Here is an 18115-nt window from a genome sequence, read left to right as displayed (position 1 = left end):
CGCTTACTCGATCACAAACAGGGGTTGACCGTATTCCACGGCTTGGCCATCCTCTACCAACACTTTAGTAATCGTGCCAGCGTGGTCACACTCGATCTCGTTCAAAATCTTCATGGCCTCCACAATACACAGACGCTGTCCCACCTTGACCTGTGTGCCAACGCCTACAAAAGGCTCAGCACCCGGGCTGGCCGCGCGGTAAAAAGTGCCCACCATGGGCGACTTCACACTGTGCCCTGTCTCAGGCGCGGGCGCTGCTGGCGCTGCCACTGCGGGGGCAGCAGCTACCGGTGCGGGTGCGGCTTGCTGCACCACAGGCGCGGCCACGACTTGCGCCACCGCTGCGGCCTGAGGCTCGCTCTTCACAATACGCACCTTGCCTTCAGCCTCTGTAATCTCCAGCTCTGAGACGTTGGACTCTGAGACCAGGTCAATCAAGGTTTTGAGTTTGCGCAAATCCATGCTGTGTGTCCTTAGTGTTTGGTACCGCTTGGGGTACAGTTTGATCAAGGCTGCGGCCGGCCGTTACAGGCGACGCCGAGCAATGAACGCAGTGTACTAGAGAAACAGCACGTCAAGCGCACAGACAGCCGGTGCTACAAAGCAGTTTTAAACGCCTGATAGATGCGAATTGCGCACAGTAAAAGAAAAAAGCGTGGTAAATGGCGAAAAAACACCGTAGATCACGCATTACCAGCAGCAAACCATTGGTCCAGGTCCTGCTCGTCTAATTTTCCAGTTTTTTGATGGGTGATAAGCCCTGATGCATTGAACATAAGCGAAAAAGGCAAGCCACCACCTGCATTACCCAGGCTTTTTGACAAGGCCACGCCAGACATGCCCGCAATGCCTACATCAAAAGCCAAAGGCGTGCGCTGTAAAAACTGCTGTACGGCAGCCACGTTGTCTACCGCAATCGCCAGAACGGCGGTGGTATCGCGGTGTTGCTGAAAATAACGCTCAATTAGCGGCAATTCTTCAATACAGGGCGGACACCAGGTGGCCCAAAAATTGACCAGCAACGCACGCCCGCTGTAGCGACTCATGGGCAAATCCGCGCCGTTGAGCTGGCTCACGCTACTGGCCCAGAAGTCTCTCTGTGCCTGCGGCAGTGCGGGCTCGGGTGCAAATCGCTGCCAGCCCAGCCCCACCCCCAGGCCACCCGCGCCAACCACCGTCAAAGCACTCAACAAATGTCGTCTATTCACCTTATCAACCTTGCAACAGTGCGTATCTACGCAGTTTGTAATTCGTCCAGCATAGCCTGAACAGCCGGCAATGCCCCTCTGGCTGCTCGCCCATTGAGGCTGCTGCGCTTGGGCTTTAAGGCGCCACGCAAGTCATCCTCGTCATACAGCACCCAGTGCACGCTACTGGGCCAGGCAAAGCCTGCAAGCTGCACCACATGGCTTAACGTCACCACCTCGCGCCCGTTCATACCGGTTATCTCGGTGGTGTCCAGGCGCAGACCCATATTGATGAGGTCAATTTGCGCCATTTTGCTGTCTGGACTGAACAGCTGAATGTACACGTCGCTTTTATCGGTTGCCAGACCTTGCCATACTGCCCCTGTCAGATAGGGGTTATGTTGCGCCATACGCGCCATCCAATGCACGGCACACGTCAACAAGGTGTGCATGGCCTGTGCCTGGGTATCTGGGCAAAAAATGGCAATGTGCTCACGCACTGCAGCTTCCAGCAAGGTGTTGTCTGGCAAGGGTGTGCGTGCTGGCAAGTCCAAGTCGTCCAGTGCCTGGCGCTTGGCTGGGCCCCACTCCATGCCCTCCTCCACGATCAGCTGGGCGGCACTGGCCGCTATGGTGTGGGAGACGACTTCGGGAGCGTTCATGGCATTGGGGAGCGGTTGACAGCAAAGCCCCAATGGTAGGCCGATAAAGTGGGGGCGACTGCAGCTGGTGCAGCAATCCCCCCACACGCTGGTTCGGTTTACCGCATGTCGTCTCGGCGCATCATGCCGTCGTGCCAGCGCCCCATGTAGCCCTGGTAGCGGCGGCCGTCACCGTAACCATCGTCGTAACGGTCATCATCCCAGTCGCGGTCCATGCGTGAGCGCACCAGTTCGCCGGTCTGCGCGTTGTAGTACTGCTTGACACGGCGTTTTTCCTTGTCCCAGCCCTCAACCCGGTAGCAGCCGCCGCGGGTGATTTCAGCCAGAAGGCCGGCTGCGATTGAATACTTAATAACTGCATTTTGTTTCATGAGTTACTCCCTAAAAGTTAATTAGGCATTCATTATAAGTATTTTTATATTAATAAAGCATTAACAAAAATGAATCTGACACCAACTCCTTGGCTGGGCTAGGCGGCGGCAAGGCTTTGGCGTGCTGGGCCACGCCTGCCTTGTGCAAACGCGGCGTAAAGGGCTCAGGCCTTGAGGTGGTGCGTGGTTGAGCCACCTAAAATAGCGCCATGCACATTCATATCTTGGGTATTTGCGGCACATTCATGGGCGGCTTGGCCGCGCTGGCACGCGAGGCTGGTCACCGCGTGACGGGTTGCGACGCTGGTGTCTACCCGCCCATGAGCGACCAACTGCGTGCGCTGGGCATAGACCTCATTGAAGGCTTTGGCGCCGAGCAGCTAGACCTCAAGCCTGACTTGTACGTGGTGGGCAACGTGGTCTCGCGCGCCAGACTGGCCAACGGCTTGCCCAAGTTTGCGCTCATGGAGGCCATATTGGAGCAAGGCCTGCCCTACACCAGCGGGCCGCAGTGGCTCAGCGAGCACGTGCTCAATGGGCGACATGTGCTGGCAGTGGCTGGTACCCACGGCAAAACCACAACCACCGCCATGCTGGCGTGGATACTGCAAGCCAATCACAAAGAGCCAGGCTTTCTCATTGGTGGCGTGCCACTGAACTTTGGTGTGTCGGCTCGTTTGGGTGCACCTGGTGCGCCTGGTCAGCGCCCGCTGTTTGTCATAGAGGCAGACGAGTACGACACGGCCTTTTTTGACAAACGCAGCAAGTTTGTGCACTACAAGCCACGAACAGCCATACTCAACAACCTGGAGTTTGACCACGCCGACATCTTTGACAACCTGGCCGCGATTGAGCGCCAGTTTGCCCACTTGCTGCGCACCATTGCCCCAAGCGGTCTGGTGGTGAGCGAGGCCAACAATGCCGCCCTGCAACGCGTGGCAGATCAAGGCATTTACTGTGCGCACACGCAGTTTGGCTCAGGGGCCGACTGGCAAGCCAGTGGCCCTGCACACGACTTTGACGTGCTGCACAAAGGCCAAGTCGTAGGCCACGTCAAATGGGCTGTAAGCGGCCAGCACAACCAAAGCAACGCCTTGGCCAGCATTGCCGCTGCCGCGCATGTGGGCGTCGCGCCTGCCCAGGCTTGCAGCGCACTGGCTGACTTTCACAATGTGCGCAGACGCATGGAGCTGCGCGGCACCGTTGGCGAAGGCGCCAATGCCATAGCGGTGATTGACGACTTTGCCCACCATCCCACCGCCATACGCACCACGGTAGACGGCTTGCGCGACCTGCTAAACGCCCAAGGTCATAACAGTGCGCGCATATTGGCCGTATTTGAACCGCGCAGCAACACCATGAAGCTTGGCGCCATGAAAGACCAACTCCCCCAAAGTTTGTCCAACGCCGACATGGCCTTTTGCCATACCGCTGGTCTGAGCTGGGATGCAGCCGCCGCCTTGTCACCCATTGGGCAACGCGCAATGTGCACAGACAACCTGGATGTCCTGGTTGCCATGGTCACCCAGGCGGCCCAGGCAGGCGACCGCATTGTGTGCATGAGCAATGGCGGCTTTGGCGGTGTGCATGACAAGCTGCTCAGCGCACTCAAAGCCAAATACGCATAAGCAACGCGTCAACAGCGCTCAAGCGTTCAGACCTTCAGGCATCCAGGCGCAAGCCTTTGGGCAGCGGAAACTGTATGGTTTCATCCTCGCCGTCCATGGTTTGCACCGTCACTGCGCCTAGTTTTTTCAAACGCGCAATCACCTCTTGCACCAACACCTCTGGCGCAGACGCACCTGCGGTCAAGCCAACACGCGTGCTGCCGCGCACCCATTCGGGGTCCAGGTCTGCAGGGTCGTCCACCATATAGGAAGGCGTGCCCAGACGCTGGGCCAACTCGCGCAAGCGGTTGCTATTGGAGCTGGTGGGGCTGCCCACCACAATCACCACATCCACTTTGCTGGCCATTACCTTGACCGCATCCTGGCGGTTTTGTGTGGCGTAACAAATGTCTTGCTGCTTGGGCTCACGCACCTGCGGAAAACGCGTCTTGATGGCGCGCATGATGCTGGCTGCGTCGTCTACGCTCAACGTGGTTTGGGTCACCACCGCCAGCTTGTCGGTTTGTGCGGGCTGCACGCGCAACACATCGGCCTCGTCCTCCACCAAATGTATGCCGCTGCTGAGCTGGCCCATGGTGCCTTCCACCTCAGGATGACCCTTGTGGCCAATCATTAAAAACTCGTAGCCCTCTTTGGCCAACTTGGCCACCTCTACGTGCACCTTGCTCACCAGTGGGCAGGTGGCGTCAAAAATGGAAAAGCCGCGCTGCTGCGCCTCGTCTTGCACAGCCTTGCTCACCCCGTGTGCTGAAAACACCAGGGTCGCGCCCGGCGGCACATCGGCCAGGTCTTCAATAAAAATGGCGCCCTTGGCTTTCAGGTCGTTCACCACATAGGTGTTGTGCACAATTTCGTGCCGCACATAAATGGGCGCCCCAAACTTGGTGATGGCGCGCTCAACAATGTCTATGGCGCGGTCAACGCCTGCACAAAAGCCGCGTGGTTGAGCCAGCAATACCGCTGTGCTCACTGCAGCACCCGCTAAAGCGCCTGAATCGGTCGAATCTGTCATCACAACACCCCAATCAAATCCACCTCAAAGCTCACCGCCTGGCCTGCCAAGGGGTGGTTGAAGTCAAACTGCACCGCAGAACCATCGTCTTTCACTTGCACCACCGCACCGGCATATTGGCCAGTGCCGTCAGGCGTTGGAAACTGGACCACCACACCAGGCGCATAGGTCTCAAGCGGGTCACCCAGCTCGTTCAACATGGCGCGCGCCACCCACTGCACCAACTCAGGGTTGCGTGGGCCAAAGGCATCGCCCTCAGGCAGCTGCAGCGTGGTACGCGTGCCCTCAGCCAGCCCCAGCAAATGCTGCTCAATGGCAGGCGACAACTGGCCACCACCCACGCTAAGCGTGGCGGGCGGGCCGCCAAAGGTGCTGATGATGTCTTGGCCATCTACACCGCACATGCGGTAGTGCAGCGTTAAAAAAGAGCCTTGCTCAACAATAGGTGTGGACATGTATGCGTAAACCATCAGGGTTGCGCCCTAGCCTGCACCGCTTTTAGCGGCGCTATAAGTAAAGCTCAAAACGGGCGTAAGCCCATATTGTAGAAACTTGGCAAGACGCACGGCAAAGCCACTCACAAGGCCCCTGCAGGAGCACGGATGCAAACCACTTGGCCCAACGAAACCCGACCCCGAGAAAAACTGCACCACATGGGCGCGGCGTCCTTGTCAGACACGGAGTTGTTGGCGCTGCTGCTGCGCACAGGCACAAGCCAGCAACACGTGCTGGACTTGGCCAGCGCGGTACTCGCTCAATTGGGCGGCTTGGCCGGCTTGCTCAGCGCCACACCCAAGCAGCTCAGCACCGTAAAAGGCTTGGGCCCTGCCAAACAAGCCGAGTTGTGTGCCGTCGCAGAACTGGCCAAACGCGCCACTGCCCAGCACCTGCAAGACAAACCTGCATTCACACAGCCGCACATGGTGAAGCACTACTTGCAACTGCACCTGGCCCACCAGCCTGCCGAACACTTTGCCGTGTTGTTTCTGGATACAGCACACCATTTGCTGGCACTTGAAACCTTGTTTCAAGGCACCATCAACCAAACCAGTGTCTACCCCAGAGAAGTCTTGGTGCGCGCTTTGCAACATGGGGCCGCCGCTGTCATATTGGCGCACAACCACCCCAGCGGCTGCGCCGAGCCCTCTCCAGCCGACATACACCTCACGCACACCCTGCGAGAAGCCCTGCGCGTGGTGGACGTACGCGTGCTGGACCACATGGTGGTCACACAGGGCAAGGTGTACTCCATGGCCGAGCAAGGGCTACTGTAGGGCGCAAGCTGCCACTCATGGCAATTTGTCACAATGCCAACATGAAAGCGCGCGCCCTATCAGACCTAAAAGCCATGCAGCATTTATTGCGTGACCAAGCCCGCGCAGCGGCTCAGGCGCAGGCTGAGCAAGCCCTGGCCCAAGAGCAACTCAGGCGTGAGCGGCATTTGTTTGAATTAACCGTAGGTGACGTGCGCCCCATCAAAGACGCAGGGCGTGCCAGCCACCCCCCTGTGCCGGTAGAGCCCACGCCCAAGCAACGCGACTCCGATAACGCCACAGTCATGAGCGCGGCTTTGTCTGATGACTTTGACGTGACCAGCTTGCTACAAACCGATGACGCCCTGAGCTACCGACGCAGCGGCATAGGCGACGACGTGATGCGCAAGCTGCGCGGTGGCCACTGGGCGCTACAAGGCCAAATTGATTTACACGGCCTGCGCAGCGACCAAGCGCGCGAAGCCTTGGCTGCATTTCTGCGCAAAGCCGTGGCCAACGGCTGGCGCTGCGTACGCGTGATTCATGGCAAGGGCTTGGGCTCTGTGGGCAAAACACCAGTGCTCAAAATCAAAACCCAGCGCTGGTTGGTGCAGAAAAAAGAGGTGCTGGCCTTTGTGCAGGCCAGAGGCTGCGACGGCGGCGCAGGCGCACTGATGGTGCTGCTGCAAAACTCTTAACGGTTACGCATGTGGTCAGCCGTTTGAAAAAACGACTGCTCTAGGCGCTCGCGCAGCGGTGGCGGCACATTCGTCTCAATCATGGCCTGACGCATGCAGGCCACCCATTCGTCACGCTCCTGAATGCCAATAGAAAACGGTAGGTGCCTAGCACGCAACATGGGGTGGCCAAAGCGGTCTGTGTAGTAACTAGGCCCGCCCAACCAACCACACAAAAAGTAAAACAAACGCGTGCGCGCATTGTCTAGGTTGTCGCCGTGCGAGGCACGCAGCGCTGCATAAGCGGGCTCTAAGTCCATCAAGTCGTAAAACCGAGTGACCATGGCTTGCACGTTGGCCTCGCCGCCTATCCATTCGAATGGCGTAGCGGGTTGGCCAGAGTCGTTATTGGGTGGTGGCGTTTGTATCTGCATCGTTTGTAAATTGTGACGTCAATCAACCGCGTGCATCAATCCAAGCGCTGGCGCAAGGTTTGCCATGCGGGTGTGTTGAGCACTTCGCGCAGCCCCCACCAACCCGCCAACAATGCGAGCAAAGCGCCACACAATGCGCCTGCCACAGGCGCCCACAAAGGCGGGTACCAGCTGAACTCAAACACTTGCTTGGCCAACACCCAGCCCAACGCCATGGCAGCCGTGGTGGCCATGCTACCCGCCAGCAGACCAACACCGGCCAACTCAGCGCGTTGTACTTGACGCAGCAAGCTTGAGCGCGCACCCACGGCCCTGAATATGGCGTACTCGCGGGCTCGCTCGGAGCGCGTGTGCGTGATGGCAGCAAACAGCACAACCAAGCCAGCTATCACACTAAAGCCAAACAAAAACTCAATGGCGCGTATGACCTGGTCCAGAATGCGCTGCACTTGCGCCAGGGTTGTTGCGGTGTTGATGTTGGTCACGTTGGGAAAATCGCGGCTGAGCTGGTTGTCAAAAGACCGCTCTATGCCGTCCACGCCTATCACCTTGGCATCGGGTGCCCTGAACGCACTGATGTAAGTAATGGGCAGGTCAGGCATATCGGCCACTGGAAACAGCGCAAAAAAGTTCACCCGCATGCTGGCCCAGTCCACGCGGCGCAAGTCGCTGATGCGCGCGTTGATCACCTCGCCTGCCACATCAAAGCCCAAGCTGTCGCCTACCTTGAGGCCCAGCTCGTCTGCCAAGCCCTCTTCTATGCTGATGGTGCCGGGTGTATTGGGCGTCCACTCACCGTCTACCACTTCGTTTTTCAGTGGCAGCTCGGCGCTGTGCGACAGGTTGAATTCACGCCTGACCAAGCGCTGCGCGCGCTCGGTTGCAAAGTCTTGGCTTTTTACCGCTGCGCCGTTGATGCTCACCAGCCTGCCCCTGAACATGGGATACCAGTCAAAGCCGCTGACACCGGCTGCGCTGAGTTGGTCCTGGAAGGCCTGCGCCTGATCAGGCTGGATGTTGATGACAAAGCGCGTGGGCGCATCGGCAGGCGTGGCGTCACGCCAGCTGGCGATCAAGTCTGTGCGCAGCAACACCAACAAGGCCAGGGCCAACAAGCCCACTGCCAAAGCGCTCACCTGCACCACGGCCAGGCCAGGGCGGGCCACCAGCTGACGCGTGGCCAATACCAGCCAACGGGGCGCCTTGTCTTCGCGCACATGGCGGCGTAGCAGCCCCAAAGCCAGCCAACTCAAGCCTGCAAACACCACCACCGACACGGCAAAACCGCCCACAGCGGCTGCGCCCATGAGCCAGTCACGGCTGACCACCATGAGCAAGGCGGCAAAACCAAACAGGCCAGCACCCCACACCCACAAGGACGCAGGCTGTAAACCCCCAGTGTCGCGGCGCATCACGCGCAATGGCGGCACCTTGGCCAACTGCCATATGGGCGCCACACCAAAGGCGGGTCATGAGGCTCAGACCCACACCCAGGCCAGTGAGCATGGGCCACAAGCTGGCACTGGGTAGCTCTGTTTTGACCAGCTCTGCCAACAGCCACACAAACACCCAGTGCACGCCCCACCCCACGGCCACACCCAACAAGGCTGCCACAAAGCCCACCACATAGAACTCCAGCATGAAGCTGCGCGCAATGCTGCGTTGGGGCAGGCCCAACACGCGCAACATGGCGCAGGTATCCAACTGGCTGGCTGCAAAGCCGCGCGCGCCAATGGCCACCGCCACGGCACACAACATGGCCGTGAGCATGGCCACCAGGTTCAAAAACTTTTGCGCTCTTGACAGGGTCTGCGTGGTTTCTTGGCGCTCTTCTTCCAAAGTCTCTACGCGCATGCCGCGTGAGGCCATGCTTTGCGCCTGCTCATCCGAGGCGTCGCTATTGGCCGCCTGTGCAATCATGGTTTGCACGCCCGCTTCAAACTGCGCTACCGCGTCGGGCTGTCCTGCCACGGCCAGCCGCCAGTTCACCCGACTGGCAGGCTGCACCAGACCAGTGGCCTCCAGGTCTTGCTCGTTGATCATCAAACGCGGCGAAAAACTCATAAAGCCGCCGCCCCTGTCTGACTCCAGGGTGATGACTTGTGACAACACCAAAGTGGTGTCGCCCAACAAAATACTGTCGCCCACCTTGACGTTGATGGCATCCAGCACTGCGGCATCTGCCCAGGCGTGGCCAACAGGTGGGCCACTGGCTACCGCTCGGTCTGCACGCAGTGCCGCCTCACTGGTGCCGTCGGCCACGCGCAAATTGCCACGCAAGGGGTATTGCGCGTCCACGGTTTTCAAAGACACCAGACGGGCCTCGCCACCTGCGGCATCAGGCGCGCGAACCATGGTCGGGAAGCGAATGGAAGCACTGGTGGCCAGCCCCAGCTGCTGGGCCAAATCGTGTACAGCCTGCGGCGCTCGCTCGTCGCTGCGCACAACCAGGTCACCACCTAACAGTGCCAGGGCGTCCCGGTTGAGTCCGCCTTGCAGCCTGTCGGCAAAAAAGCCTACGGCGCTCAATGCCGCGACTGCCAGCGCCACACCCACCACCATTAATCGCCAGCGACCAGCACGCCAGTTGCGGGTGCCGTTTTGCCAGGCCAAGCGCCACGCTGATACAGAGTGGCGGTGACTGAATGCTTGGTTGCTGGGGGCGGTGATAGTGGTCATAGCGCCTAGCGTAGCGCAATTGCCATGACCTCAAATGCGCTGAGGGCAAGGTCTAAAATCACGCATCGCTTACCAACGCATATGCACATCAGACCCTTATGAACTCAACCACCAACGACCAACTGTTGCAAAGCGTTGAGCGGGTGGAGTGTGTGCTCGGCGACTTCACCTCGCTGGCCCGCGGCAAAACCGTTGGCAAGGCTGATTTTTTGGCGGCCAAGGGCTGTCGCATGTCCAGTGCCGTGCTGGGTGTCACACTGACCACGGGCGTGCCCGATGACGTGATGGGGCCCATAGTGCCCAACAACTTCACCGACTTGCACATGCTGGCGGACATGCACACGCTCAGGCGCCGCCACGGCCCGGCAGGCCAGACGCAGGCCACTGTTATTTGCGACAGCGCAGGCCACCTGCACACCACCGCCAGCGGCGAGACCATATCGGCCGCCGACTTGTCACCTCGCGCCGCACTGAAAAAGGTATTGGCCAGGCTTGATGCTGCAGGCTTGCAAGCCACGGTGGCGCCAGAGCTGGAGTTTTTCTTGCTCAGCCGCAGCCCTGCTGGCAGCACCCAACCTGTTGTTGCGGCATCGCCATGGCCTGGCGCGCCAGTGGTAGAGGTGTTTACGGAATGCAACAGCGTTGAGCGCGCCGCTGGCTTTGACGCTTTTTTTGCAGACTTGTACGCGGGCTGCAACACCTTGGGCATTCCTGCCACTGGTCACGCACACGAGGCATCGTTCAGCCAGTTTGAAGTCAACTTTGCGCCAGGGCCGGTGTTGGCCCAGGCAGATGCTGTATTTCGCTTCAAACGGCTTGTTCGTGAGATTGCGGCTCAACATGGCTTTATTGGCAGCTTTGCACCCAAGCCCATAGATGAAGACCCGGGCTGCGGTATGCATTGGCACATCAGCTTGCAGCACACAGACGGCCGGGCATGGCCTCATTTGTTTGCGGAACAAGGCGGCCAGGACACACCGCAGCTTGCGCACTTTATGGCCGGCATGCAGCGTCAAACCCATGCCGCTATGGCGATTTTCGCCCCTTACGACATGTCGTTTGATCGCATCAACAACAACGACGCCAATCCCACTCACGCCAGCATTGGCCAAGAGGACAGGGGTGTGGCATTGCGCGTACCAGGCAGCGCCGCCGCAGCCAGGCGCGTAGAAAACCGCTTGCCCGGTGGTGACGCCAACCCTTACCTGACACTGGCGGCCATGTTGGGTGCGGGCCTGGACGGCCTACAGCAAGCCATGCAGCCCATAGCCAACAGCGCGGTGGCGCAACTGCGCTTGCCCGCCTCGCTGCCGCAAGCCCTGGATGCCTTGGCGGCCAGCGCCGACATGCGACGCCACTTGGGCACACATTTGGTGGATGCCTACGTCGGCATCAAGCGCCACGAGCACGCCGAGCGCGCCGCATTGCCCAACCCACGGCTGGATTGGGACTTTTTGCACTTATTGCATTTGGCCTAAGGCCGGCCGGCGGCGCTCAAGCAAACACGCCCGCGCTGTCTTGCATGCGGCTACTCACCTCACCCAGGTGGTGCATGGTGTCGCCACAAGTCATTTCCATTTGCGTGAGCCGCTTGAAGTAGTGGCTGACGGCATACTCGTCTGTCACGCCAATGCCGCCGTGCAACTGCACGCATTGCTGGCCGACAAAGCGCATGCTGTTGCCCAGCTGCACTTTGGCCCTGGCCATAGCCACTGTGCGTTCAGGCGCAGGTGCTTCCAACTTGAGTGTGGCGTAGTAGCTCATGGAGCGGGCCAGCTCCAAGGCCATTTTCACGTCTGCGGCGCGGTGGCGCAGCGCTTGAAACTTTGCAATTTCAACGCCAAACTGCTTGCGCGTATTCATGTAGTCCACGGTCATGGCCAGTGTCTTTTCCATGATGCCTACGCCCTCGGCGCACAGGTAGGCAATGCCCACATCGCGCATGAGCTGCACGGCCTCCAGGCCATTGGCCGTGACCAGCGTTGCCTGTGCCTTGTCAAAGTACACGTCTGCCGCATTTGCGCCGTCTTGCGTGGTGTAAGACTCAATGCGCACGCCTGTGGCTTTGGCATCTACCAGATAAAGCGCTTGGCTATCGCCTTGCATGGCGTTGACCAACAGCGCATCGGCCTGCGCAGCACCTGCGACCACATGCTTGACACCTGTAATGGTGTTGTTGCTGGCGGTGGCCGCACAGACATCCAGCTTGTAACGGGCGCGCTTTTCTGTAGTGGCAAGCGCCACAAACGCCTCACCGCTGGCCAGCTTTGGCAACCAAGCGGTCTGCAAGTCCTGAGTGGCCATATGTTGCAACAAAAGGCTTGCAATCCAGGTGTGCGCAACCGGCTCCAGCACCAAGGCATTGCCCATTTTTTCAAGCGCAATCATGCACTCGGTGGCGCCCATGTCCATGCCGTCAAAGTCCGAGCTGGTGACCAGGCCTGTCAAGCCCAGTTCTGCCATTTCCTGGTAAGCCTCTTTTGAAAAACCACCGCTTTGCACAATGCCAGTGCGCCGATCAAAGGTGTAGGCCTTGTCTGCCCAACGGCCTATGGCGTCGCCCAACTGCACTTGCTCGTCTGAAAAATTGAAATCCATGGTGAGTACTCCTGAGTGCTTTAACCGAACACGGTTTGAGCAACAATATTGCGTTGAACTTCGTTGCTGCCGCCGTATATGGTGGTCTTGCGCATGTTGAAGTAGGTGCTGGCCAGTGGCGCGTTAGAGGTGTCGCCGCCGGGGAACTGCGACAAGCCCAGCGCGGCGTCGCCCTGCCAGCCTGCTTCCATGGCCTCGGCAATAAAGGGCAGCGATGAAGGCCCAGCGGCCAGCATCATCAGTTCTGAGTAGCGTTGCTGGATTTCGCTGCCGCGAATTTTGAGCAGGCCCGCAATATCCAGAGAGCTCTTGCCTGACGTCTCGGCAGACAGCACACGCAGCACCATCATCTCCAAGGCCACGATGTCGACTTCCAGCAAAGCAATTTGGTCTCTGAACCGGTGGTCGTCGTACACGCCCTCGGCTTTGGCAATGCGCTTTAGGCGCTCCAACTCGCGCTTGGCGCGGTTTACGTCTGCAATATTGGTGCGCTCGTGTGCCAGCAAATACTTGGCGTAGTTCCAGCCTTTGTTCTCTTCGCCCACCAGGTTGTTGGCGGGCACTTTCACGTTGTCAAACCACACTTCGTTGACTTCGCACTCGCCATCCAACAATTTGATAGGACGCACAGACACGCCTGGTGACTTCATGTCTATGAGCAAAAAGCTGATGCCCGTTTGTGGCTTGCCCGAGTGATCGGTGCGTACCAGGCAAAAAATCCAATCACCAAACTGGCCCAAGGTCGTCCATGTTTTTTGGCCGTTGACGATGTAGTGGTCGCCCTCTCGCACCGCTGTGGTTTTGACCGAGGCCAGGTCAGAGCCGGCACCGGGCTCACTGTAGCCCTGGCTCCACCAAACGTCGCCGCTGGCAATGCCCGGCAAAAACCGCTTTTGCTGCTCGTCGTTGCCAAAGGCCATGATCACGGGTGCCACCATGACCGGGCCAAAGGGCACTATGCGCGGCGCGCCGGCCATGGCGCATTCTTCTTCGAACAAGTGTTTTTGTATGGCGCTCCAGCCCGGCCCGCCAAACTGCGTAGGCCACCCGTAACCCAGCCAGCCTTTTTTGCCCAGAATTTGAGCCCAACGTTGCATATCGTCACGGCTTAGGCGCTGTGCACCGTGCACTTTGGCAGCTAGGTCTTTGGGCAGGTTGGCTTCAACCCAAGTGCGCACCTCTTGCCTAAAGGCTTGTTCCTCGGGTGTAAAGGCTAAGTCCATGTGCGGGTCTCCAAGCGGTCTTGATGGTTTAAAAACAACAACTTGCTGTTTTAGCACGACCGTGCACTTTTAGCCTGTCCGAGTTGCGACAGCTACAAGCCCGCCCAAGCTGGCGTGGCCAATGATCTGGCAAATGACTTGGCTAATGGCTTGGCGTCTTGCCCGCTGCCAGTGCATTGGCTTGCATGCCGCCTTTGGCCAGCCACTCCTGGTAGCCACCTTGCAAAATGCGCAAATTGCTCCAACCCGCCACGCGCAAAGCAAAGCCTGCCTGTGCCGACAGAGAGCCTGTGTTGCAGTAAATCAGCACCATCTGGTCTTTGGGTATCTCGCTGCGCCTGGCCAATACTTCACGCCATTCCATGTTGACGGCGCCGGGTATGTGCGAGGCCTCAAACTGCTTGGCGTCCCGCGCGTCAATGATGAAGGTCTTGGCGTATTGGTCGGCAGGTATTTGCTCGGCAAAAATAGTGCCGCCACCATATTCGGCAAAGGCCATGTAGTCGGCCATGACTTCGGTTGCTGCTTCAGACTGCGCCCAGGCGGGCACACACAGTAGTGCTGCGGTCAAGCAGGCAGCGCGGGCGACGGTCGGTATCAGCATGAGGGCATTCCTTGAATATAAGAGGTAGCTGATATTCTGCCTCATATGCTGCCCTGGGCTTCAACCACGTGCTGGCGGGGCACAATACCGCTATGTCCAACACACAGTCTTCAATGTCTGAGCCGCATCAACAGCAGCAACGCCGCATCATTATTTTGATTTCAGGTGGCGGCTCGAATATGGCGGCCATTGTGAAAGCGGCTCAACGCGACCACTGGCAACAGCGGTTGCGCGCGCAAGTCACAGCGGTTATTGCCAACAAGTCCGACGCGTCTGGCCTGAGCTTTGCCCAAGCGCAAGGCATACACACGGCGGTGCTGCCACACACGGCTTTTGACAGCCGCGAGGCCTTTGACCAAGCCCTGGTTCAAACCATAGACGAGCTGGACCCGCCCACGCCCGGTTATGCGCCTGCCTTGGTGGTGCTGGCTGGCTTTATGCGCATACTCACGCCAGCGTTTGTGGCGCATTACCAGGGCCGTTTGCTCAACATACACCCCAGCTTGCTGCCCGCATTTGCAGGGTTGCACACGCACCAGCGCGCCCTGGACATGGGCTGCAAATTTGCTGGGGCAACCGTGCATCAGGTTACCGCCGAGTTAGACCACGGTGCGTTTTTGGCGCAAGCTGCAGTACCCGTGCTGCCCACGGATACTGCGTCAACTTTGGCGGCGCGGGTGCTCACCCAGGAGCACTTGATATACCCGCAAGCCATTGCGCAGTGGCTGCAAGCCAACGCTTAGCCAGCGGTCATAAACGGCTGGGTGTGGTGCTTACATGCCCGTTTGAAATACCAGGCCCGCATGCTCACGCATGGTGTGAAACTTAATCTTGGGCCAGTTGGCCTCCACGGCGCGCAGCGTTGCGCTGTGGTCTACCAGCAAGGTCGGCGCGTCTACCGCATCCAATGCAATACGGTGGGCGTTGGCAGCCATAAACCGTTTCAGCTCCGCCTCACCGCCGTCTTCAGGTGCGCAAGTCACCCAACGCGCCAATGAGTAAGAGCTGTTGCCAATGCGGGCTTTGACGCCGTATTCGGTTTGCAAGCGGTGGGCCACCACTTCAAATTGCAGTTGTCCCACGGCACCCAGTAACAACACCGTGCCGGCAATGGGGCGAAACACTTGAATGGCACCTTCTTCACCCAGCTGCGTCAGGCCGGCGCGCAGTTGTTTGGTGCGCAATGGGTCGGCCACTTCAACTGTGCGAATCATTTCAGGCGCAAAAAACGGCAAGCCCGTAAATTGCAGCTGTTCGCCTTCAGTGAGTGTGTCACCAAGTTGCAGCACACCGTGGTTGGGAATACCAATAATGTCGCCTGCATAGGCTTCTTCGAGCAGCTCACGGCGCTGGCTTAAAAAGCTCACCACCGTGTTGGGGCGCAGCTCTTTGCCAGAGCGCACCACTTTGAGCTTCATGCCGCGCTCAAAGTGGCCACTGGCCACGCGCAAAAACGCAATGCGGTCGCGGTGCGCCGGGTCCATGTTGGCCTGAATTTTGAACACCACACCTGTGAACTTGGGCTCTGCAGGATCGACCGTGCGCTGCAAGGTGTCGCGTTTATCTGGCGGCGGGGCCAGGTCCACCAAGGCATCCAGCACTTCGCGCACGCCAAAGTTGTTGACAGCCGAGCCAAACAACATGGGCGTTTGCTCGCCTGCCAAAAAGGCTTTTGCATCAAATGCCGGGCTGGCACCTGCGATGAGCTCCAACTCGCCCTTGGCGTCTTCAAATTCAGCGCCAAAGCGCTGGGCGGCCTGGGCATTGTCCAGGCCAGACAGTACTTCCTCTTCGCCGCCGCGCTTGTCGTCACCGCCGTCAAACACACGCATTTGATCGGTGCGTCGGTCATACACGCCGTGAAAGCGTTTACCCATACCCACTGGCCACGTAAAGGGCACCACCGTCATGCCCAGCTCGCGCTCAACTTCGTCCATCACGTCCAGTGGGCCTTGCACCTCGCGGTCCATCTTGTTCACGAATGTGAGGATTGGCGTGTTGCGTGCACGGCATACTTGCAGCAAGCGCCGGGTTTGGGGCTCTACGCCGTTGGCCGCATCAATCACCATCAATGCAGCGTCTACAGCCGTTAACACGCGGTAGGTGTCTTCTGAAAAGTCTTGGTGCCCTGGCGTGTCCAGCAGGTTGATCACGCAGTCGCGGTATTCCATTTGCATCACCGAGCTGGCCACTGAAATGCCGCGCTGCTTTTCAATTTCCATCCAGTCGCTGGTGGCATGGCGCGCCGCTTTGCGGGCCTTGACGCTACCGGCAATATTGATCGCACCTGAAAACAACAACAGTTTTTCGGTCAGCGTGGTTTTACCCGCGTCTGGGTGAGAAATGATGGCGAAGGTGCGCCTGCGACGAACTTGTTTGACTATTTCGGACATAACCCAGCATTATCGGGCATTGAGCTCTCGTTGAGGTCTGCACGACACGGCGCGTGGGACAATGACGCCATGCATCCAAACGCCCTTATTGACCACGCCGCTGCACTGATTGGCCGCGTGTTGACTTTTACCCACCCCGCTGACGCAACCGTAGCCAAATACTGCCGCGACAACAAAGGGCTGGGCCCGCGCGAGCGCGCCACCATATCCGAGACCCTGTACAAAGTGCTGCGATTCAAAGCGCGCTTTGAATACCTGGCCCGCTCTGGCCCGGGTGGGCGCGAGCGCAAGCTGGCCATTCTGGGTTTTCACGGTCCGCGCGACCTGATTGCCTCGTCGCTGACGCCACAAGAAACCGCCTGGCTGGCCACTTGCGACGCGACCAAAGACCAAGACTTTCTTGATTTGCACTTGCACAACCTGCCCCAGTGGCTGGTAGACCCGCTCAAGGCGCAAGTTGGCGATGACTTTATGGCCCTGGCCAACGCACTCAACACACCTGCCCCGCTGGACATACGGGTCAACGCCCTGAAAGCCAAACGAGAGGCCGTACAAAAAGCCCTGGCTGCCAAGTCCATTACCAGCGAGGTCACGCCTTACTCACCGCTGGGCTTGCGCCTGGAGGGCAACCCGTCTTTGCGTAAATTTGCCGGCTTTGAAGCGGGCGACTTTGAGGTGCAAGACGAAGGCTCCCAACTGCTAGCGGCCCTGGTGGGTGCCAAACGTGGCGACATGGTGGCCGACTTTTGCGCCGGCGCTGGCGGCAAAACGCTGGCCATGGGCGCAGACATGCGTTCCACCGGGCGCTTGTACGCCTTTGACACATCAGGTCACCGCTTGGACGCCCTGAAACCACGCTTGGCCAGAAGCGGCTTGAGCAATGTGCAAACCGCCGCCATCAGTCACGAGCGCGACGAACGCGTCAAGCGCCTGAGCTTCAAGATGGACCGCGTATTGGTAGACGCACCGTGCTCTGGCACAGGCACCATGCGCCGCAGCCCAGACCTGAAGTGGCGCTTGAAAGCCAAGGACATAGACGAATTGGTGCAGCTGCAAACGTCTATCCTGGACAGCGCCGCCAACATGGTGAAGCCCGGCGGGCGTCTGGTGTACGCGACTTGCAGTTTGCTGCAAGCTGAAAACGAAGACATTGCCAACGCCTTCACCCAAGCCCATGCCGACTTTGAAGTGGTACCGGTATGGTCTGTGCTGACAGGGGTGTTGTCAAAAGGCGACGCCAAGGGCGATGCAAAAAAGGGCGGGAAAGACGCTGATGACAACCAAAGCCTGGCGGTTAGCTTGTGCCAGGGTGATTTCCTGCGTTTATGGCCGCACCAGCATGGCACAGATGGATTTTTTGCCGCCATTTGGAGGCGTAAAGAGACTATTTAAGC

The 18115-nt window shown here is 58.9% G+C and carries 17 protein-coding genes and 1 pseudogene; 6 read left to right on the top strand and 12 right to left on the bottom strand.

The window, feature by feature from the left end:
* Positions 1–3: 3 nt before the first annotated feature.
* The 4 genes from accB to LN050_10995 form a co-directional block, all read right to left on the bottom strand.
* The gene (gene accB / locus LN050_11010) at positions 4–462 is read right to left on the bottom strand and encodes an acetyl-CoA carboxylase biotin carboxyl carrier protein (protein UFS56242.1); all 459 of its coding nucleotides are present in this window, start codon (positions 460–462) and stop codon (positions 4–6) included.
* Positions 463–683: 221 nt separating this feature from the next.
* On the bottom strand, positions 684–1190 hold the full coding sequence (locus LN050_11005; protein UFS56241.1) for a TlpA family protein disulfide reductase: 507 nt from the start codon (positions 1188–1190) through the stop codon (positions 684–686).
* Between the two features lie 44 nt (positions 1191–1234).
* Positions 1235–1849 (bottom strand): hypothetical protein, encoded by a 615-nt coding sequence (locus tag LN050_11000; GenBank protein ID UFS56240.1) that lies wholly within the window; start codon positions 1847–1849, stop codon positions 1235–1237.
* Positions 1850–1947: 98 nt separating this feature from the next.
* Positions 1948–2220 carry a PepSY domain-containing protein gene (locus LN050_10995; GenBank protein ID UFS56239.1) on the bottom strand — a complete coding sequence of 91 codons (273 nt, stop codon included), beginning with the start codon at positions 2218–2220 and terminating at the stop codon, positions 1948–1950.
* Positions 2221–2429: 209 nt separating this feature from the next.
* Here LN050_10995 and mpl point away from each other — a divergent pair, with 209 nt between their 5' ends.
* Positions 2430–3848, top strand: a complete 1419-nt coding sequence (gene mpl, locus LN050_10990) for a UDP-N-acetylmuramate:L-alanyl-gamma-D-glutamyl-meso-diaminopimelate ligase (protein UFS56238.1) — start codon at positions 2430–2432, stop codon at positions 3846–3848.
* 34 nt (positions 3849–3882) lie between these two features.
* Here the strand turns inward: mpl and ispH are convergent, their stop codons facing one another.
* Positions 3883–4860 (bottom strand): 4-hydroxy-3-methylbut-2-enyl diphosphate reductase, encoded by a 978-nt coding sequence (gene ispH / locus LN050_10985; protein UFS56237.1) that lies wholly within the window; start codon positions 4858–4860, stop codon positions 3883–3885.
* Positions 4860–5315: an FKBP-type peptidyl-prolyl cis-trans isomerase gene (locus tag LN050_10980; GenBank protein UFS56236.1), complete on the bottom strand. Its 456-nt coding sequence runs from the start codon at positions 5313–5315 to the stop codon at positions 4860–4862. The genes ispH and LN050_10980 overlap by 1 nt, the downstream gene beginning before the upstream one ends.
* A gap of 147 nt (positions 5316–5462) precedes the next feature.
* Here LN050_10980 and radC point away from each other — a divergent pair, with 147 nt between their 5' ends.
* Both radC and LN050_10970 read left to right on the top strand, forming a co-directional pair.
* Positions 5463–6134: a DNA repair protein RadC gene (gene radC / locus LN050_10975; GenBank protein ID UFS56235.1), complete on the top strand. Its 672-nt coding sequence runs from the start codon at positions 5463–5465 to the stop codon at positions 6132–6134.
* 41 nt (positions 6135–6175) lie between these two features.
* Positions 6176–6811: a Smr/MutS family protein gene (locus tag LN050_10970; protein ID UFS56234.1), complete on the top strand. Its 636-nt coding sequence runs from the start codon at positions 6176–6178 to the stop codon at positions 6809–6811.
* Here LN050_10970 and LN050_10965 read toward each other — a convergent pair.
* Positions 6808–7224 (bottom strand): group II truncated hemoglobin, encoded by a 417-nt coding sequence (locus tag LN050_10965; protein ID UFS56233.1) that lies wholly within the window; start codon positions 7222–7224, stop codon positions 6808–6810. The genes LN050_10970 and LN050_10965 overlap by 4 nt on opposite strands.
* A 35-nt stretch (positions 7225–7259) precedes the next feature.
* Positions 7260–9903, bottom strand: a pseudogene (locus LN050_10960) (FtsX-like permease family protein).
* Positions 9904–10001: 98 nt separating this feature from the next.
* Between LN050_10960 and LN050_10955 the strand changes: the two are divergent.
* Positions 10002–11381 (top strand): glutamine synthetase family protein, encoded by a 1380-nt coding sequence (locus LN050_10955; protein ID UFS56232.1) that lies wholly within the window; start codon positions 10002–10004, stop codon positions 11379–11381.
* Positions 11382–11397: 16 nt separating this feature from the next.
* On the opposite strand, the gene LN050_10950 is transcribed toward LN050_10955, so the two are convergent.
* From LN050_10950 to LN050_10940, 3 genes are all read right to left on the bottom strand, one after another.
* A complete protein-coding gene (locus LN050_10950; GenBank protein ID UFS56231.1) occupies positions 11398–12501 on the bottom strand; it encodes an acyl-CoA dehydrogenase family protein in 1104 nt (367 codons plus the stop codon).
* Positions 12502–12521: 20 nt separating this feature from the next.
* Positions 12522–13724 carry an acyl-CoA dehydrogenase family protein gene (locus LN050_10945; GenBank protein ID UFS56230.1) on the bottom strand — a complete coding sequence of 401 codons (1203 nt, stop codon included), beginning with the start codon at positions 13722–13724 and terminating at the stop codon, positions 12522–12524.
* A gap of 142 nt (positions 13725–13866) precedes the next feature.
* Positions 13867–14328 carry a rhodanese-like domain-containing protein gene (locus tag LN050_10940; GenBank protein ID UFS56229.1) on the bottom strand — a complete coding sequence of 154 codons (462 nt, stop codon included), beginning with the start codon at positions 14326–14328 and terminating at the stop codon, positions 13867–13869.
* A 92-nt stretch (positions 14329–14420) separates the two neighbouring features.
* Between LN050_10940 and purN the strand changes: the two genes are divergently transcribed.
* Positions 14421–15071: a phosphoribosylglycinamide formyltransferase gene (purN, locus tag LN050_10935; protein ID UFS56228.1), complete on the top strand. Its 651-nt coding sequence runs from the start codon at positions 14421–14423 to the stop codon at positions 15069–15071.
* Between the two features lie 30 nt (positions 15072–15101).
* Here the strand turns inward: purN and LN050_10930 are convergent, their stop codons facing one another.
* The gene (locus LN050_10930) at positions 15102–16721 is read right to left on the bottom strand and encodes a peptide chain release factor 3 (GenBank protein UFS56227.1); all 1620 of its coding nucleotides are present in this window, start codon (positions 16719–16721) and stop codon (positions 15102–15104) included.
* Positions 16722–16790: 69 nt separating this feature from the next.
* Here LN050_10930 and LN050_10925 point away from each other — a divergent pair, with 69 nt between their 5' ends.
* Positions 16791–18113, top strand: coding sequence for an RsmB/NOP family class I SAM-dependent RNA methyltransferase (locus tag LN050_10925; GenBank protein UFS56226.1), 1323 nt, complete (start codon positions 16791–16793; stop codon positions 18111–18113).
* The last annotated feature ends 2 nt before the right edge of the window (positions 18114–18115 follow it).

The sequence above is a fragment of the Comamonadaceae bacterium M7527 genome, from assembly GCA_021044545.1.
In the GTDB taxonomy this organism is placed as follows: Bacteria; Pseudomonadota; Gammaproteobacteria; order Burkholderiales; family Burkholderiaceae_C; genus RS62.
This window is presented reverse-complemented; position numbering and strand designations above follow the sequence as displayed.

Bases quoted from the DNA above. Each gene is read 5' to 3' on its own strand.
- LN050_10930 (UFS56227.1), bottom strand. From the start codon at position 16,721: ATGTCCGAAATAGTCAAACAAGTTCGTCGCAGGCGCACCTTCGCCATC.
- LN050_10950 (UFS56231.1), bottom strand. From the start codon at position 12,501: ATGGATTTCAATTTTTCAGACGAGCAAGTGCAGTTGGGCGACGCCATA.
- LN050_10940 (UFS56229.1), bottom strand. From the start codon at position 14,328: ATGCTGATACCGACCGTCGCCCGCGCTGCCTGCTTGACCGCAGCACTA.
- LN050_10925 (UFS56226.1), top strand. From the start codon at position 16,791: ATGCATCCAAACGCCCTTATTGACCACGCCGCTGCACTGATTGGCCGC.
- LN050_10945 (UFS56230.1), bottom strand. From the start codon at position 13,724: ATGGACTTAGCCTTTACACCCGAGGAACAAGCCTTTAGGCAAGAGGTG.
- radC (UFS56235.1), top strand. From the start codon at position 5,463: ATGCAAACCACTTGGCCCAACGAAACCCGACCCCGAGAAAAACTGCAC.
- LN050_10980 (UFS56236.1), bottom strand. From the start codon at position 5,315: ATGTCCACACCTATTGTTGAGCAAGGCTCTTTTTTAACGCTGCACTAC.
- ispH (UFS56237.1), bottom strand. From the start codon at position 4,860: ATGACAGATTCGACCGATTCAGGCGCTTTAGCGGGTGCTGCAGTGAGC.
- accB (UFS56242.1), bottom strand. From the start codon at position 462: ATGGATTTGCGCAAACTCAAAACCTTGATTGACCTGGTCTCAGAGTCC.
- LN050_10995 (UFS56239.1), bottom strand. From the start codon at position 2,220: ATGAAACAAAATGCAGTTATTAAGTATTCAATCGCAGCCGGCCTTCTG.
- LN050_10965 (UFS56233.1), bottom strand. From the start codon at position 7,224: ATGCAGATACAAACGCCACCACCCAATAACGACTCTGGCCAACCCGCT.
- mpl (UFS56238.1), top strand. From the start codon at position 2,430: ATGCACATTCATATCTTGGGTATTTGCGGCACATTCATGGGCGGCTTG.
- LN050_11000 (UFS56240.1), bottom strand. From the start codon at position 1,849: ATGAACGCTCCCGAAGTCGTCTCCCACACCATAGCGGCCAGTGCCGCC.
- LN050_10955 (UFS56232.1), top strand. From the start codon at position 10,002: ATGAACTCAACCACCAACGACCAACTGTTGCAAAGCGTTGAGCGGGTG.
- LN050_10970 (UFS56234.1), top strand. From the start codon at position 6,176: ATGAAAGCGCGCGCCCTATCAGACCTAAAAGCCATGCAGCATTTATTG.
- purN (UFS56228.1), top strand. From the start codon at position 14,421: ATGTCCAACACACAGTCTTCAATGTCTGAGCCGCATCAACAGCAGCAA.